Consider the following 16,427-nt stretch of genomic DNA (forward strand, 5'->3'; position numbering starts at 1 on the left):
GCATGCCCCCACGCACCGCGGCCGCCCGGCTCCCGGACCCCGGCCCGGCCGCCCCGCACGAACCCGATCTGCGGCATCACGGCGACGCCGAGGTACGGGGCGCGGACGCCGGGCTGACGGATCTGGCGGTCAATGTCCGCACCGGCACTCCCCCGGCCTGGCTCAAGGCGCGGATCGCCGCGTCGCTGGACGGTCTCGCCGCGTACCCCGACGGCCGTGCGGCCCGCCGGGCGGTGGCGGCGCGGCACGGGCTGCCCACCGAGCGGGTGCTGCTCACCTCGGGGGCCGCGGAGGCGTTCGTGCTGCTCGCGCGCGCCGTGCCGGCCCGTCGTCCGGTGGTGGTGCATCCGCAGTTCACCGAGCCCGAGGCGGCGCTGCGGGACGCCGGGCACGTGGTCGGGCGGGTGCTGCTCGACGCGCGGGACGGCTTCCGGCTGGACCCGGCCGCGGTGCCGGAGGACGCGGATCTGGTCGTCGTCGGCAACCCCACCAACCCCACCTCGGTCCTGCACCCCGCCCAGGTGCTGGCCTCCTTGGCGCGGCCGGGCCGGACGCTGGTGGTGGACGAGGCGTTCATGGACGCGGTGCCCGGTGAGCGGGCGGCGCTGGCCGGGCGCACGGATCTGCCGGGGCTGGTGGTGCTGCGCAGCCTCACCAAGACCTGGGGGCTGGCCGGGCTGCGGATCGGCTATGTGCTGGCCGCCGCGGACACCGTCGCCGCCCTGGAGCGGGCCCAGCCGCTGTGGCCGGTCTCCAGTCCCGCCCTGGCCGCCGCCGAGGCGTGCTGTACGCCGCGGGCGCTGGCGGAGGCCGCCGCGGCGGCCGAGGAGATCGCCGGGGACCGGGCTCATCTGTTGGCCCGGCTCGGCGAGTTCCGGCAGATCCGGACGGCGGGGCCGGTGGCGGGCCCGTTCGTGCTGATCCAACTGCCGGCGGCGGACCGGGTGCGGGCCGCGCTGCGGGACCGCGGCTTCGCGGTGCGCCGTGGAGACACCTTCCCCGGCCTGGGCCCCGACTGGCTGCGGCTCGCGGTGCGCGACCGGGCCACGACGGACCGCTTCGTGACGGCCCTGGGCGAGGTGCTCGGGTAGCGCGCGGGCCTTCCCCGGCCGGCCCCGCCGGACCGCGCTGCGCGGGGTTCCCGGCGGGGGTGGGGTGTGCCGTACGGTCCGCGGCCCGCACGGCACACCCCGGGCCGTACACCGCGCGCGACGCCCCCACAGCACCGGCGCGGTGTACGGGGTCGGTCAGCCGCGGCCGCCCTGCGGTGCGGCGCTGCGGCGCCGGCGGGCGAAGGCCATCGCACCGGCGCCCGCGGCGAGCAGCAGCCCGGCGCCACCGGCGAGGTACGGGGTGGCCGAACTGCCGCCGGTCTCCGCGAGGTTCTGGGTGCTGGTCCCGGAGCCCGTCTGCGTCACCTCGGTGCCCTTGCCGCCGGCCGGCTCGGTGCCACCGCCGGTCTGGCCGCCGCTGGTGCCGCCGGAGCCGTTGTCCTCGGGTGCCTTGCCGCGCGGCGTGGTGCAGGTGGCCTTGGCCAGCGTGACCCGGCCGTGCACATCGGCGACGTTCAGCTTCAGCGGGTTGACGGAGACATCGAGGTCGAGGGCGGTGGCCGCGGCGCCCTTGGACGTGACGTTCTTCTTGGACAGGTCGAGCCGCACCTGGCCCACCCCCGGCACCTTGACCTTGGTCGTGCCGCCCGCGGTGAGCGTGACCTTCTGGCCCAGGACGCGCACCGTGCCCAGCACGTTCGCCTCGGCCCGGGCCCGCGCGCCCGCCTCACAGACCGCCTTGGCGGTGACCTGCTGGACCTCGATCACGGACAGCAGCGGCAGACCGGGCAGATGCACCTTCGCCCGGACGAGGTTGGCGTAGCCCTCGGCCTTGCGGCGGTCGGCGGTGGCCCGCGCGGTGGCGGCGTCGGCGCGCAGCACGCTGAACGGCTTGCCCTGGTCGATGCCGTCGAGCTTGACGGTGAGCGCGGTCTTGTTGGCGGAGGCCGGGGCGTGCACCTCGTTGAGGGCGACGTTCAGCGGGACATCGACCGTCTTGTTGAGCAGCCCGACGTTCACGCCGGTGCGCAGCACGACCGCGTCGGCGGTGCCGCGGGCCGGGCCATGGTCTCCGGTGGCATGCGCGGGGACGGCGCCGAGGAGGACGGCGGGACCGGCCGTGAGCGCGGTGGCGACGAGGGTCGCGGCGAGGCGTCGGGGCATGCCGGAGGAGCTGGTGGGACTGGTGGACACGTGTGTGGAACCCTCACAGGAGAAATGGAGCCGCCGGCCGCGCCAATGGGGGACATCGCGCGGGCCGACGGCATCGACCCGCACATCGTGTCCGTACCGAGGGTGAACGGGCAGCCACGTGGCGTCAGTTCATCCCAATGGGTGGTTTCCGTGCCTGTATTCGATTCCTGCGACACGAGGCACCACGGGCGCCCCAGCCGCCCCACCTCCCGGGTGACCCGCGTTGACCGGGCAGGTTCACCGGGTCACCCCGGCGGCTAGGGTCTTTCGTTCGGACCAGGCCGGATCAGGGAGCGGGGTCTGGTGCGTGCAGCTGCAAGGCGGAGGAGGGAGTCGACGCGGAGCGTCGGCGAGTGACGACAACGCCGCAGATGCGCGTGCCAGACCCCGCGAGCCCGGCCTGGTCCAAACGACAGGCCCTACCCCACGATCCGCCCGCGCAGCACCACCCGGTGCGGCGCCGCCAGCACCCGGACGTCCTCGCGCGGATCGCTCCCGTAGACCACCAGGTCCGCCGGGGCGCCCTCGGTGAGGCCGGGGCGGCCGAGCCAGTCCCGGGCGCCCCAGGTGGTCGCGGAGAGGGCCGCCACGGCGGGTAGCCCGGCCCGGGTCAGCTCAACGACCTCCTCGGCGACCAGGCCGTGGGCGAGCGAGCCGCCGGCGTCCGTACCGGCGAAGACGGGCACTCCGGCGTCGTAGGCCGCCCGGACGGTGTCGTAGCGGCGGTCGTGCAGGCGCCGCATGTGGTCCGCCCAGCGCGGGAACTTCGCCGCGCCCCCGTCCGCGAGCCGCGGGAAGGTGGCGATGTTGACGAGCGTGGGGACGATGGCCACGCCGCGCTCGGCGAACAGCGGGATGGTCTCCTCGGTGAGCCCGGTGGCGTGCTCGATGCAGTCGATCCCGGCCTCGACGAGCGGGGCGAGGGTCTCCTCGGCGAAGCAGTGTGCGGTCACCCGGGCGCCCAGGCGGTGGGCCTCGGCGATGGCAGCCTTGACCGCTCCCGGGGGCCAGCAGGCCGCCAGATCGCCCGTGGAGCGGTCGATCCAGTCACCGACGAGCTTGACCCAGCCGTCGCCGCTGCGGGCCTCCTGGGCGACGTAGGCGACCAGGTCCTCCGGCTCGATCTCGTGCGCGTAGTTGCGGATGTAGCGCTTGGTACGGGCGATGTGGCGGCCGGCGCGGATGATCCGCGGAAGGTCCTCGCGGTCGTCGACCCAGCGGGTGTCGGAGGGGGATCCGGCGTCGCGGATCAGCAGGGTGCCGGCGTCACGGTCGGTGAGCGCCTGCTTTTCGCTGGTGGGGGCGTCCACCGGGCCGTGCGCGTCCAGGCCCACGTGGCAGTGGGCGTCGACCAGGCCCGGCAGGGCCCAGCCCGTCACGGTGGTGGCATCCCGTGCCATCACCGGCCGGTCGAATGTCACCCGGCCGCCGACCACCCACAGCTCGTCGCGCACCTCGTCCGGTCCGACGAGGACCCTCCCCTTGAGGTGCAGCACCGCACCTTCACTCATGGACGTCATACCCGCACTGTAGGCGGCGCGGTACGGCGGCCGGCCGCGGCGGTCGCAGCCGTTGCCCGGCCGCATTTCCGCGGCCGTTTTCCGGGAACGCGGCACTCCGCCGGACTTTCGTCCCGGACCGTTCTCCGGGCACTCTCCGTGCGGCTTCCACTACCCTCGCCGCACAGTTCTCCGCGCGTTCTCCGCGACTCTCCGTACGTTTCGCGCAGTGTTCCCGAAGATCGCCTCGCGCATGTTCTTGCGGGTCTTGTCAGGGACTTGCCGCGCAGGTTTCCATGGGTCTTCCGACCCGCCTTCCGGCGGCGAATTCCCAATTTCTCAGACGTACAGCTTCCCGTATTCTTCTGCCCGCTTTTCCGCACCTCAAACGCCAAGATTTCGCTAGTGCCAAGTTCCGTAATTCGGACGGATCTCATGGGTGTTACGGAGCTGTGACCGACTACACAACGTGTCCGTTTCACCCCGAACCTCCCGGTCAAATGGGGACATCTCGCGGTGGCATCGCGCGTACGGGCGCCCACGCGCGATAACACACCTCGGCCGCTTCCGTAACCCCTGCCCGCGATGCAATTTCCTTTTTCCCTGGGTAAATTTAATTCCCATGACCGCCGCACAAGCAGACCATGCCGGTGCCCGAAGCGATATCAGAGAATTTCCGGAGGGCTTCAAGCTCGACACCCCACGCGTGGAGGACGGAGCCGCGATCTGGCGCATCGCCCGAGACTCGAAGGCGCTGGATCTCAACTCCTCGTACAGCTACCTCCTGTGGTGTCGCGACTTCGCCGCCACCTCCGTCGTCGCGCGCGACACGGAGGGCGAGCCGGCCGCCTTCATCACCGGATACCTCCGCCCGGAGCGCCCGGAGACCCTCGTCGTCTGGCAGGTCGCCGTCGACGACGCGCACCGTGGGCAGGGGCTGGCGGCCGCACTCCTGGACGGGCTCGCCGCCCGGGCCAGGGACGAGCTGGGCGTACGTTTCGTCGAGACCACGGTGACCCCCGACAACACCGCATCCAACCGGTTGTTCGCGTCCTTCGCCGAGCGGCACTCAGTGCCCCTCAAGAGCGAGGTGCTCTTCGACGCAGGGCTGTTCCCGGAGCAGGGCCACGAGCCGGAGGTGCTGCACCTCATCGGCCCGTTCGAGCCACCGGCCGGCACGGGGCACTCCTGACGCACCCAGGACCGCGCGGCGACGACGCCGCAGCGGTCGTGCGGGACCCGGCACCACACCCCCGTGACACCGCCGGTACCGCCCAGCCCCCTACAGACTTCTCATCCTTTCGCCACTCATCTCCCAGGAGCATGCTGTGACCATCACCCAGCCCGATCTGAGCGTCTTCGAGACCGTGGAGTCGGAGGTCCGCAGCTACTGCCGTAGCTGGCCCACCGTCTTCGACCGTGCGCAGGGCAGCCGCATGACCGACGAGGACGGCCACACCTACCTCGACTTCTTCGCCGGCGCCGGGTCACTGAACTACGGCCACAACAACCCCGTCCTCAAACGCGCCCTGATCGACTACATCGAGCGGGACGGCGTCACCCACGGCCTGGACATGTCCACCACGGCCAAGCGGGCGTTCCTGGAGTCGTTCCAGAACATCATCCTGCGGCCCCGTGACCTGCCCTACAAGGTCATGTTCCCGGGCCCGACGGGTGCCAACTCCGTCGAGGCCGCGCTGAAGCTGGCCCGTAAGGTCAAGGGCCGCGAGTCGATCGTGTCCTTCACCAACGCCTTCCACGGCATGTCGCTGGGCGCGCTGGCCGTCACCGGTAACTCCATGAAGCGGGCCGGCGCCGGTATCCCGCTGGTGCACGGCACCCCGATGCCGTTCGACAACTACCTCGACGGCACCTACCCGGACTTCCTGTGGTTCGAGCGGCTGCTGGAGGACCAGGGCTCCGGTCTGAACACCCCCGCCGCCGTGATCGTCGAGACGGTCCAGGGCGAGGGCGGCATCAACGTCGCCCGTGCCGAGTGGCTGCGCGCCCTCGCCGACCTGTGCGAGCGCTGGGACATGCTGCTCATCGTCGACGACATCCAGATGGGCTGCGGCCGTACGGGTGCCTTCTTCTCCTTCGAGGAGGCAGGCATCGTGCCGGACATCGTCACCGTCTCGAAGTCCATCAGCGGCTACGGCCTGCCGCTCGCGCTCACCCTGTTCAAGCCTGAGCTGGACATCTGGGAGCCGGGCGAGCACAACGGCACCTTCCGCGGCAACAACCCGGCCTTCGTGACCGCCGCCGCGACGCTGGACACCTACTGGGCCGACGGCCAGATGGAGAAGCAGACTCTCGCCCGCGGTGAGATCGTCGAGGCACACCTGAAGGCGATCGCCGAGGAGCACCCGGACACCATCGCCGAGTACCGCGGCCGCGGTCTGGTGTGGGGCCTGGAGTGCAACGACAAGCCCCTGGCCAACAAGATCGCGGCCCGCGCCTTCGAGCTGGGCCTGCTGATCGAGACCTCCGGCCCGGAGAGCGAGGTCGTCAAACTGCTCCCCGCGCTGACGACCACCCCCGAGGAACTGGACGAGGGACTCCGCATCCTCGCCCGCGCGGTCCGCGACTGCGCCTGATCGGCCCAACGGCCCCAGAGATCCTTACCGTTCCACAGAAAGGCACCGAGTCACCGTGATCGTCCGATCCTTCAAGGACATCGAAGGCACCGACCGCCACGTCAAGGCCAAGTCCGGCACCTGGGAGAGCAAGCGCATCGTGCTCGCCAAGGAGCGCGTCGGCTTCTCGCTGCACGAGACCACGCTGTACGCCGGGACCGAGACGTCGATGTGGTACGCGAACCACATCGAGGCCGTACTCTGCGTAGAGGGTGAGGCCGAGCTCACGAACGATGAGACCGGCGAGAAATACACCATCACGCCGGGCACGATGTACCTGCTCGACGGGCACGAGAAGCACACCATGCGGATCAAGGAGGACTTCCGCTGCGTGTGTGTCTTCAACCCGCCCGTCACCGGCCGCGAGGACCACGACGAGAACGGGGTCTACCCGCTTCTCACCGAACCGGAGTCTGAGCCCGAGACGGTCTGAGGCGCCGCCCGCCTGCTGCCCCGTCCGGCAGCACCCAGGAGGCATGCACGCGCACGTAAGCCAGATTCCGTACGAGAGGAGAGGAAGGCAACACCATGACCACCGCACCCGAGCGCACCGCCGACCTGTACCCGACCCGTGGGACCGCTGAGGTCATCACCCCGCGGAAGGACCCGGTGGTGTGGTCGCAGCCCGGAACGGCCGGCCCCTTCGAGCCGTCCGAGCTGAGCGACTTCGAACGCGACGGCTTTTTCGCCATCGGGGAACTGCTCACGCCGGAAGAAGTCGCGGTGTACCGCGCCGAACTGGACCGGCTCGTGCTCGACCCGACGATGCGCGCCGACCCGCGCTCCATCGTCGAGCCGAAGTCACAGGACGTACGGACCGTGTTCGAGGTGCACAAGATCAGCGAGGTGTTCGCCAAGCTGGTCTCCGATCCGCGGGTGGTCGGCCGGGCCCGCCAGATCCTCGGCTCGGACGTGTATGTCCACCAGTCACGGATCAATGTGAAGCCGGGCTTCGGTGCCTCCGGCTTCTACTGGCACTCCGACTTCGAGACCTGGCACGCCGAGGACGGGCTGCCCAACATGCGCACCGTGTCGGTCTCGATCGCGCTGACGGAGAACTACGACACCAACGGCGGCTTGATGATCATGCCCGGCTCGCACCAGCACTTCGTGGGCTGTGAGGGCGAGACGCCGAAGGACAACTACAAGCGGTCACTCCAGATGCAGGACGCGGGCATCCCGTCGGACGAGGTGCTGACGAAGATGGCGGACAAGCACGGGATCCGTCTCTTCACGGGTTCGGCCGGCTCGGCGACGTGGTTCGACTGCAACGCCATGCACGGCTCGGGCGACAACATCACGCCCTACCCGCGCAGCAATGTCTTCATCGTCTTCAACAGCGTGGAGAACGAAGCGGTGGAGCCGTTCGCGGCACCGGTCCGGCGCCCGGAATACATCGGGGCCCGCGACTTCACTCCGGTGCGTTAGGGGACGTTCGCACCGGTGGCGCGGCCGCCGCACAGCAGGTCTGTGCGGCGGCCGCGCCGTGTTTACGGGCAGGTGCGCAGGGCCCCTCCAGGGCGCCCGCACCCGACCGCCGGCCCTCAGACCTCCAGCGCCGGATAGTCGAGGTAGCCCGAGTCGTCGCCGCCGTAAAAGCTGGCCCGGTCCGGGGTGTTGAAGGGCCCGCCGAGCGCCAGCCGCCGGGGCAGATCGGGGTTGGCGAGGAACAGCGCGCCGTACGCCAGCAGATCCGCCGCGCCCTCCTCGACGAGTGACAGCTCCTCGGGACCGGTGGGCCGGCCCTCGGTGGCCGGGTTGAGCAGGAACGTCCCGCCGAAGCGCTTGCGCAGCCGGGCCAGCAGCTCCAGGTCGAACACATCGCAGGTGTGCAGATAGGCCAGGCCCAGCGGGGCGATGGCCTCGACCAGGGTGGTGTAGGTGGCCTCGGGCGCGGGCTCGTCGATGTCGTTGAAGGGGTTGCCGGGCGACAGCCGCAGACCGGTGCGGTGCGCACCGGCCTCGGCGGCGACGGCCTTGACGACCTCGATGGCGAAGCGGGCGCGGGCCTCGTCGGAGCCGCCCCAGGCGTCGGTCCGCCGGTTGGCGTTGGGCGCCAGGAACTGGTGGATCAGATAGCCGTTCCCGCCATGGAGCTCCACGCCGTCGAACCCGGCCTCCAGGGCGTTGCGGGCCGCGGCCGCGAAACCCTCGATGGTCCGGTGGATCTCCTCGTCGGTCAGCTCGCGCGGGGTGACGAAGTCCGTCGGGCCGTCCTGGGTGAAGCCCTGGCCGGCCGCGGCGACCGCGGAGGGCGCGACCGGCACCAGGCCGTCGGGCAGCAGCACCGGGTGACCGATACGGCCGCCGTGCCACAGCTGGGCGAAGATCTTGCCGCCCGCGGCGTGCACGGAGTCGGTGACCCGGCGCCATCCGGCGACCTGCTCCGGGGTGTGCAGTCCCGGGGTGAGCGGGTAGCCACGGCCGACCGGCTCGGTCTGCGATGCCTCGGTGATGATGAGTCCGGCGGAGGCCCGCTGGGTGTAGTAGCGGACCATCGACGGGGTCGGGACGCCCTCGGCGCTGGCGCGGTTCCGGGTCATCGGGGCCATGACGAGGCGGTTGGCGAGGGGGATGCCGGCGAGGTCTATCGGGTCGAACGCGGTGGTCACTGCGGGCCTTTCCTGCGGTCCGGAACAAGATCGTTTCCCATTACACCAGCTGCCGCATCGCCGCCCGCCCGCCCCCTGTTCCCCGCCCGCGCTACCCCAACAGGGCCAGCAACCGGTCCACGTCATCCGTCGAGTTGTAGAGGTGGAAGGCCGCGCGGAGCAGCCCGCCGCGCACCGAGATCCGCACCCCCGCGGCGGCGGCCCGGTCCTCCGCGTCCGCGATCCCGGGGGTGGAGACGATCGCCGAACCCGGCGCGGGCCGCGGCGTCAGACCCCGCTCGGCCAGCCCCGCGCGGTAGTGGTCGGCGAGCGCCGTGTTGTGGGCATGGACGGCGTCCACGCCCAGTTCCTCCAACAGGCCGAGGGACTGCTCGGCGCCGATGTAGGAGAAGTGCGCATAGGGTTCGTCGAAGCGCCGGGCGGTGGCCGCCGGCTGGATCAGCCCGTAGTTGGACGCGCCGATGTCCTCCCCCGCGACCCAGCCCGCATGCAGCGCGGCCGGCCACTCCGCGCCCCGCCCGTAGTCCCCGCCGAACGCCATGAAGGTCGCCCCGCGCGGGCACAGCAGCCACTTGAACGCCCCGGCGACGACGAAGTCGAAGTCGGCGGCGCGCAGCGGCAGCCAGCCGGCGGCCTGGGTGAGGTCGAGGTAGGTACGCGCCCCATGGGCCCGGGCGGCCTCGCGCACCGCCGCCATATCGGCGATCCGGCCGTCCAGCGACTGCACGGCGCTGAAGGCGACCAGCGCGGTGCCCGGGCGCACGGCGTCGGCGAGCGCCTCCAGCGGCACGGTGCGCAGCTTGATGCCCGGGCGGGCGGCGAGCGGATTGACCAGGGAGCTGAAGTCGCCCTCGGGGGCCAGCACTTCGGCGCCCTCCGGGAGCGTGGCGGCGACGAACGCGGACTGCACCGCGACCGAACTGCCCAGGGCGACCCGCTCGGCGGGCACGTCCAGCAGCCGGGCGAAGGCGGCACGGGAGGCGGTGGCGGCGGCGAAGTAGTCGCGGCCCATGGTGCCGTAGGAGGCGGACTCCACCAGGGCCGCGCGCAGGGCGTCGGCGCTGCGGCGCGGGAGGAGTCCGCTGGAGGCGGAGTTCAGATAGGTCGTCTCGGGCGCGAATTCGGCCCCGCCGAGTGGCTCACGTCGATGCATGTCCCCACTCTGCTCGGCCGCTCGCGCCGCGTAAATGGCGTATCTGCCGGGCCGGCCCGCGACAGCTCCTTATCGGCGCAGGTCACGCCGGGTGCGCACGGACCGGCCCCGGCTCATTTCCCGGGCACGGCGCAGCCGTCGTCGGCGCACACCGGGGCCGAACCGGCCGCGTCACCGGCGGCCTGCGGCTGCCCGGCACCGTCGGTCTGTGACTGGGCTCCGTCGGCGTACGCACGCTCCAGGGCCTCCCGGAACACCTCCGCGGGCTGCCCGCCGGAGATGCCGTACCGGCGGTCGATGACGAAGAACGGCACCCCCGTGGCACCCAGCTCCGCGGCCTCCCGCTCCTCGGCGCGCACCTCCTCCGCATACGCCTCGGGATCGGCCAGCACCCGCGCGACCTCCTGGGCGGGCAGCCCCGCGCCGACGGCGATCTCCTGGAGCACGGCGGGATCACCGAGCCGCCTGGCCTCGGCGAAGTTGGCCCGGTAGAAGGCATCGAGCAATGCCTCCTGGACACCGTGCTCCCGGGCGAGGTGCAGCAGCCGGTGCAGCGCGAAGGTGTTGCCGTGGATCCGGTCGGACCGGTAGTCCAGCCCCTCCCCCGCCGCCGCCTCGGCGACCCGGGCCTCCATCGCCTCGGCCTGCGCACGGCTCACGCCGTACTTCCTGGCGAGCATGTCGACCACCGGGATATCCGTGGCGGCCGGCGCATCCGGGTCCAGCTCGAAGGAGCGGTGCACCACCTCGACACCATCCCGGTGCGCAAAGGCCGCAAGCCCGGCCTCGAACCGGGCCTTGCCGATGTAACACCAGGGACAGGCGATATCCGACCAGATTTCGACGCGCATGAGCTGACTTTCCTCGGGGTGGGTGTGCGGCCGGTGCAACGTCGGGGGTGGGGGCAGTATTCCCGGGCGGAACGCCCGGCCTTCGCGTACGCCCCGGATCAAGAGCGTGCCGATCGTCCCGTACCTCGTGGATCTCCCGTGGGGGAAGGAGGCAGGGCTTCTTGAGCCCGCACGCAGCGGGGGCAGCCGCACGGGGGCCAGACTCCCGATGCCTCGGGGCCGAGGGAGCTGTCAGTGCCGTCGGCCGGGTACGTGACCAGGGCCTCCCACGTCTTGCAGGAGTCACGGGAGACCCGCACGGTCATGGTCACGGGCGGTTCCCCACGTGGTCACGGTGGTTCCGGAGGCGCACGTTCGCGTCCGTTGCGGCGGACAGGTCACCGCGTTCGCGAGCTTCCTGGCGCCGCACGGCGAGGTCGCCGCAGACGGCGCAGCACTCCACAGGGGTGGGCTGAAGCTCTGGCAGCGAAAGGAAGACCGCTGCGCCGACACCGCCTCCGGGTGCCCCCTCATTGCCTGTGGTCACGTACTCCGCCTCTCTCTGGCCGGCTCCTCAGCGCTTCGATGCTCTCGCCGCAGAAGGGACATAACGACGACGCTTCAGACGTCGCCGGGGCGTCACTCGGGAGGGCGTCAACGACACCTGCGTGGGCGTCAAACCGGTGTCATTCGGAGGTGATTCGGTCTAGCTTTGACGTCATGACGACGACCGCTGTGGTGCCGAATGATGTGCTGCGGGCCGTACGGCTGGGGCTGCGCATGAGTCAGGACGAGTTGGCGACCGCGTTACGGCGCGCGGGCGTCGAGCTGGGAGAACCCAACGAGGCATCAAAGCGCTTGGTACAGCGCTGGGAATCCGGGGTCAGCAGGACGCCGAGGGGTGTGTACGCACGGGCCCTGGAGCGGGTGACGGGCCGCCCCGTGGAAGCCCTCGGGTTCTGCCTGCCGCTACCGATGGCACGGGTTCACGCAGATGGGACAGGAGGGCATGACATGGATGCCGGGGCGGAGGGCGTCGCCGCTGCGGGAGTGGGCCCGCAGAAGGCCACGCGGCTGGGCGAGGAGGCTTTCACGGGCGTGTGGCTGAGCCGGTACGAGTTCTACTCCTCCAGCAGGGAAGCCACGTACGAGGGCCGGCACCACGTGGTGATCGTGCAGCACGGGAACCGGCTGACCGCGCAGAGCCTGCCCGGTGCGAGCAGCAACCCGGACAGCCCTCTCACGCTGGACCTCACCGTGGACCGCAACATCATCACCGGTACGTGGGTGGAGCAGACGGCCACCGACGGCTACTACAACGGTGCCCGCTACCACGGCGCCCTCCAGATGCTGGTCGAGCCGACCGACCGCCGCATGGCGGGCAAGTGGGTCGGATTCGGCAAGGACTTCGACGTGAACACCGGTCCCTGGGAACTGCGCCTGGTGGATCGCTCGACCGGCAAGGCCGCGCTGGAGCGGTACAGCGCCCCGCCCGAGTGACCCGGTTCCTCAGCGGGGTGGCCTGCTGTCCGGCGGGTACCGTCCCCGCATGACCTCGTCACAAGGATTTCTCGGGTTCTGGGAGACGACCGGGTCCGCCAAGACCTTCACCCACCCGCTCGACCCGGCGCTGCTGGACGCGTATGTGCCGCGGAGCGCGCGGGTGCTGGACTACGGATGCGGCTACGGGCGGCTGACCGCCGAGCTGGCCGGGGCCGGGTACCGCGCGGTGCGTGGGGTGGATGTCTCGGCGGCGCTGATCGCGCGGGGGAAGCGGGAGCATCCGGAGCTGGAGCTGCTGCGCTGTCCCGGTTTTCCGCTGCCGTTCGGGGACGGTGCATTCGATGCGGCGCTGCTGTTCGCGGTGCTGACCTGTGTTCCCCGGGACGCGGACCAGACGGCGATCGTCGGGGAGCTGGGGCGGCTGGTGCGGCCCGGTGGGGTGCTGTATCTGAGCGATGTGCCGTTGCAGGGGGATGCGCTCAACCGGGAGCGGTATGCGCGGTTCGCGGAGCAGTACGGGACGTACGGGGTGTTCGAGACGCCGGACGGCGGGGTGTTCCGGCACCATCCGCCGGAGCGGCTGCGGGGGCTGGTGCGGGAGGCGGGCTTCTCGGTGCTGAAGGAGCGGGCGGGGTCGGTGGCCACGCTCGACGGGCGGACGGCCGAGCGGCTTCAGATCATTGCCCGGCGGGAGCCGGTGCCGACGGAGGTGTCGCCAGGTCCAGCGTCAGGGTGAGGTGGGTGGCGTCCGGAGCGGGGCGGCGGTCCGGGTCGGGGCGCCAGCCGAGCCGGGTGTAGAAGGCGCGGGCGCGGTGGTTGTGCCAGAGCACGTCGAGGACGGCCCGGGAGACACCGGCCGCGTGCCAGGCCCGTAAGCAGGCGTGGTGCAGGGCCAGGCCGACGCCGGTGCCCCAGTGTCCGGGGTCGACATGGAGCTGGTGGAGGGTGACGGCCGGCCGGTGGCGGTCGTCGGCGCGGTGGCGGTAGGAGGCCACGCCGACCACGGTGCCGCGGCGGGTGGCGCAGAGCGCGGGGGTGTCGCCCCGGTCCAGGTCACGGGCCCAGGCGTCGTGCCATCGGGCCCGTTCGGCGGGGACGTCGAAGGGCGCGTCCGGGAAACGGGCGCGGTGGTACGCGGCACGGGCCCCGGAGTGCAGGGCGGCGATCGCGGCCAGCTCGGCGGCGGTCGCGGGGCGGACCAGAATCGCGGTCTCGTCGGGCGCGGGGCCGACCGGGAGAGCCTCGCCTGGCGCGGCACGGACCTGGAGGGCCTCGTCGGAAGCAGCGCGAGCCTGGGCCTCACCCGCCTCGGCGCGGACCTGGAGGCCCTCGTCAGGAGCAGGGCGCACGACCGCTATGCGCCCTCGGCGCGGCCGTCGACCCGGCGCGGCAGGCCGAGTGGGTTGTCCTCGCGCAGTTCGGGCGGCAGCAGCGCCGGCGGGGTGTCCTGGTAGGCGACCGGGCGCAGCCAGCGTTCCACGGCGCTGCCGCCGACGGAGGTGGCGGTGGAGGTGGTGGCCGGGTAGGGGCCGCCGTGGTGCTGGGCGGGGGCGACCGCGACGCCGGTCGGCCAGCCGTTGACGACCACCCGGCCGGCGAGCGGGGTGACCGCGGCCAGCAGCCGGGCGCCGCGGCCCGCGGCATCGGTGCCGGCGCTCTCCGCGTCGCCGAGCTGAAGGGTCGCGGAGAGGTTGCCGGGGAGCCGGGCGAGTACGGCGCCGATCTCGGCCTCGTCGGTGTAGCGGGCGACGACGGTGACCGGGCCGAAGCACTCCTCCAGGAGGAGGTCGTGCGGCCCTTCGGCGGCCAGGTGGGCGGCGGGGAGCGCGAGGAAGCCGGCGCTGACGGTGTGCTCGCTGCCCGCGCCGGGGGTGACCGGCGCGTGGACACCGGGGAGCGCGGCGCGGGTGCGGACCCCTTCGAGGAACGACTCCCGCATCCGTTGGTCGAGCAGCACCCCGGCCTCGGTGTCGCTGACCGCCGCGGTCAGCGCCGTCAGCAGCCGGTCGCCGGTCGCACCGTCGGGCGCCAGGACCAGGCCCGGCTTGACGCAGAACTGGCCGACGCCGAGGGTCATCGACCCGGCCAGCCCGGCACCGATCTGCTCGGCGCGCTCGGCGGCCGCGGCCTCGGTGATCACCACGGGGTTGAGGCTGCCCAGCTCGCCGTGGAAGGGGATCGGGTGCGGGCGGGCGGCGGCCGCGTCGTACAGGGCACGGCCGCCGCGCACCGAGCCGGTGAAGCCGGCCGCGCTGATCAGCGGGTGGCGCACCAGGTCGATACCGGCCTGGAAGCCGTGCACCAGATTGACCACACCTTCCGGCAGGCCGACCTCCCTGGCGGCGCGGTGCAGCAGCGCGGCACACAGCTCGGAGGTGGCCGGATGGTCCGGGTGTGCCTTGACGACGACCGGGCAGCCGGCGGCGAGGGCGCTGGCGGTGTCGCCGCCCGGTACCGAGAAGGCGAGCGGGAAGTTGCTGGCGGCGTAGACCGCGACGGGGCCCAGCGGGATCTTGTAGCGGCGCAGGTCGGGCCGGGGCGGGGTGAGTGCGAGGTCGGCGTGGTCGATCAGTACGTCGAGGAACGCGCCGTCCTCCACCAGGTCCGCGAAGGCCCGCAACTGGTAGGTGGTGCGGGCGAGTTCACCGGTGAGCCGGCCGGGGCCGAGCGCGGTCTCGGCGTCGGCGGCCTCGATGACCGCCTCACCCGCCTCGTCGAGCAGATCGGCGGAGCGGCGCAGCAGGGCGGCGCGTACGGTGCGGTCGGCCAGCGCGCCGCGGGCGGCGTGTGCCGTGCGGACCGCGGTGTCCACCTCGTCGGCGGTGGCCTCCACCGCAACCTGTTCCCGCTGCTTCCCGGTTCGGGGGTCGACACTCCAGACTGGTGCCGCTGCTGTCGCTGCCACCGTGCATTCCTCCCGGGCGATGCTGCCGAGTCGTTCCGCGCCTTGCCGCACACCGGAGCACGTTCGATATCGTGAACGCCGTCCCAGATGATGAACAACAACCGGGACTCTATGGCGGTCCGAACAGAGGGGTCAAGGGCGATGTCAGCTGCCGAAACCGGTGGATCGCAGGTCAAATCTGCGGTGCGGACGGTCGAGTTGCTCGAGTACTTCGCGGGTCGTCCCGGTATGCACAGTCTGGCCTCGGTCCAAGAAGCGGTCGGCTACCCGAAGTCCAGCCTCTACATGCTGCTGCGCACCCTCGTCGACCTGGGCTGGGTCGAGACCGACGCGACCGGCACCCGCTACGGCATCGGGGTGCGCGCCCTGCTCGTCGGCACCTCGTACATCGACGGCGACGAGGTGGTGGCCGCGGCCCGGCCGACACTGGACCGGCTCTCCGACGACACCACCGAGACCATCCACCTCGCCCGGCTCGACGGCACCAATGTCGTCTATCTCGCGACCCGGCAGTCGCAGCACTATCTGCGCCCCTTCACCCGCGTCGGCCGGCGGCTGCCGGCGCACTCCACCTCGCTGGGCAAGGCACTGCTCGCCACGTACACCGACGAGCAGGTCCGGGCGCTGCTGCCGCCGGCCCTCGCCCCGCTGACCGAGCACACCCTCACCGACCGCGAGCAGCTGATCGAGGAGCTGCACGCGGTACGCGAACAGGGCTATGCGGTCGACCGCGAGGAGAACACGCTGGGCCTGCGCTGTTTCGGCGTCGCCATCCCCTACCGCACCCCGGCGCGGGACGCGATCAGCTGCTCGGTGCCGGTGGCCCGGCTGGCCCCGGGGCACGAGCAGATGATCAAGGACGCCCTGTTCGACGCCCGCGACCGGCTGACGCTGGCCACCCGGCGGCTGTGAGGGGACCGACGGAGCGCTGACGGCCCCCTCCCCCGTACGGCGGAGGGGAATCGTCGGCGCGACCGAGGCCCGGCCGGCCGACCTCCGGAAGACTGGCCGCCATGAGCACCCGGACCACCCCTACGGCAGCC

At 72.0% G+C, this 16,427-nt stretch carries 15 protein-coding genes; 8 read left to right on the forward strand and 7 right to left on the reverse strand.

Going from position 1 to position 16,427, the window contains the following annotated elements; all coding sequences use genetic code 11:
- Positions 1–2: 2 nt before the first annotated feature.
- The gene (gene cobC, locus AC3EUV_RS15725; protein ID WP_435603175.1) at positions 3–1,091 is read left to right on the forward strand and encodes an Rv2231c family histidinol phosphate aminotransferase CobC; all 1,089 of its coding nucleotides are present in this window, start codon (positions 3–5) and stop codon (positions 1,089–1,091) included.
- A 156-nt stretch (positions 1,092–1,247) separates the two neighbouring features.
- Here the strand turns inward: cobC and AC3EUV_RS15730 are convergent, their stop codons facing one another.
- Both AC3EUV_RS15730 and AC3EUV_RS15735 read right to left on the reverse strand, forming a co-directional pair.
- Positions 1,248–2,216, reverse strand: coding sequence for an SCO1860 family LAETG-anchored protein (locus AC3EUV_RS15730; protein ID WP_435603232.1), 969 nt, complete (start codon positions 2,214–2,216; stop codon positions 1,248–1,250).
- A gap of 449 nt (positions 2,217–2,665) precedes the next feature.
- Positions 2,666–3,757 carry an amidohydrolase family protein gene (locus tag AC3EUV_RS15735; protein WP_432145397.1) on the reverse strand — a complete coding sequence of 364 codons (1,092 nt, stop codon included), beginning with the start codon at positions 3,755–3,757 and terminating at the stop codon, positions 2,666–2,668.
- A 610-nt stretch (positions 3,758–4,367) separates the two neighbouring features.
- Between AC3EUV_RS15735 and ectA the strand changes: the two genes are divergently transcribed.
- From ectA to thpD, 4 genes are all read left to right on the forward strand, one after another.
- Positions 4,368–4,937, forward strand: coding sequence for a diaminobutyrate acetyltransferase (ectA, locus tag AC3EUV_RS15740; RefSeq protein ID WP_432145336.1), 570 nt, complete (start codon positions 4,368–4,370; stop codon positions 4,935–4,937).
- Between the two features lie 136 nt (positions 4,938–5,073).
- Entirely contained in the window at positions 5,074–6,342 is a 1,269-nt protein-coding gene (ectB, locus tag AC3EUV_RS15745) for a diaminobutyrate--2-oxoglutarate transaminase (RefSeq protein ID WP_386691719.1), read from the forward strand.
- 55 nt (positions 6,343–6,397) lie between these two features.
- On the forward strand, positions 6,398–6,814 hold the full coding sequence (locus AC3EUV_RS15750; RefSeq protein ID WP_018091828.1) for an ectoine synthase: 417 nt from the start codon (positions 6,398–6,400) through the stop codon (positions 6,812–6,814).
- A gap of 95 nt (positions 6,815–6,909) precedes the next feature.
- Positions 6,910–7,809, forward strand: coding sequence for an ectoine hydroxylase (gene thpD, locus AC3EUV_RS15755; protein ID WP_387248739.1), 900 nt, complete (start codon positions 6,910–6,912; stop codon positions 7,807–7,809).
- A gap of 116 nt (positions 7,810–7,925) precedes the next feature.
- Here the strand turns inward: thpD and AC3EUV_RS15760 are convergent, their stop codons facing one another.
- The 3 genes from AC3EUV_RS15760 to AC3EUV_RS15770 all read right to left on the reverse strand — a co-directional run bounded on the left by AC3EUV_RS15760 (position 7,926) and on the right by AC3EUV_RS15770 (position 10,997).
- On the reverse strand, positions 7,926–8,993 hold the full coding sequence (locus AC3EUV_RS15760) for an alkene reductase (protein WP_435603176.1): 1,068 nt from the start codon (positions 8,991–8,993) through the stop codon (positions 7,926–7,928).
- Between the two features lie 91 nt (positions 8,994–9,084).
- The gene (locus AC3EUV_RS15765; protein ID WP_435603177.1) at positions 9,085–10,146 is read right to left on the reverse strand and encodes an aminotransferase class V-fold PLP-dependent enzyme; all 1,062 of its coding nucleotides are present in this window, start codon (positions 10,144–10,146) and stop codon (positions 9,085–9,087) included.
- Between the two features lie 113 nt (positions 10,147–10,259).
- Positions 10,260–10,997: a DsbA family oxidoreductase gene (locus AC3EUV_RS15770; RefSeq protein ID WP_432145339.1), complete on the reverse strand. Its 738-nt coding sequence runs from the start codon at positions 10,995–10,997 to the stop codon at positions 10,260–10,262.
- A gap of 699 nt (positions 10,998–11,696) precedes the next feature.
- Here AC3EUV_RS15770 and AC3EUV_RS15775 point away from each other — a divergent pair.
- Entirely contained in the window at positions 11,697–12,476 is a 780-nt protein-coding gene (locus AC3EUV_RS15775) for a helix-turn-helix domain-containing protein (RefSeq protein ID WP_432145340.1), read from the forward strand.
- Positions 12,477–12,525: 49 nt separating this feature from the next.
- Positions 12,526–13,215 carry a class I SAM-dependent methyltransferase gene (locus tag AC3EUV_RS15780; protein ID WP_435603178.1) on the forward strand — a complete coding sequence of 230 codons (690 nt, stop codon included), beginning with the start codon at positions 12,526–12,528 and terminating at the stop codon, positions 13,213–13,215.
- On the opposite strand, the gene AC3EUV_RS15785 is transcribed toward AC3EUV_RS15780, so the two are convergent.
- Both AC3EUV_RS15785 and AC3EUV_RS15790 read right to left on the reverse strand, forming a co-directional pair.
- Complete coding sequence (locus AC3EUV_RS15785) at positions 13,157–13,828, reverse strand: GNAT family N-acetyltransferase (RefSeq protein ID WP_435603179.1); 672 nt, start codon at positions 13,826–13,828, stop codon at positions 13,157–13,159. The two genes, AC3EUV_RS15780 and AC3EUV_RS15785, sit on opposite strands and share 59 nt — an antisense overlap.
- 5 nt (positions 13,829–13,833) lie before the next feature.
- Positions 13,834–15,384, reverse strand: coding sequence for an aldehyde dehydrogenase (NADP(+)) (locus tag AC3EUV_RS15790; RefSeq protein ID WP_435603180.1), 1,551 nt, complete (start codon positions 15,382–15,384; stop codon positions 13,834–13,836).
- Between the two features lie 141 nt (positions 15,385–15,525).
- Between AC3EUV_RS15790 and AC3EUV_RS15795 the strand changes: the two genes are divergently transcribed.
- A complete protein-coding gene (locus AC3EUV_RS15795; RefSeq protein WP_432145344.1) occupies positions 15,526–16,296 on the forward strand; it encodes an IclR family transcriptional regulator in 771 nt (256 codons plus the stop codon).
- Positions 16,297–16,427 lie beyond the last annotated feature (131 nt).

The organism is Streptomyces sp. bgisy130, assembly GCF_057708345.1.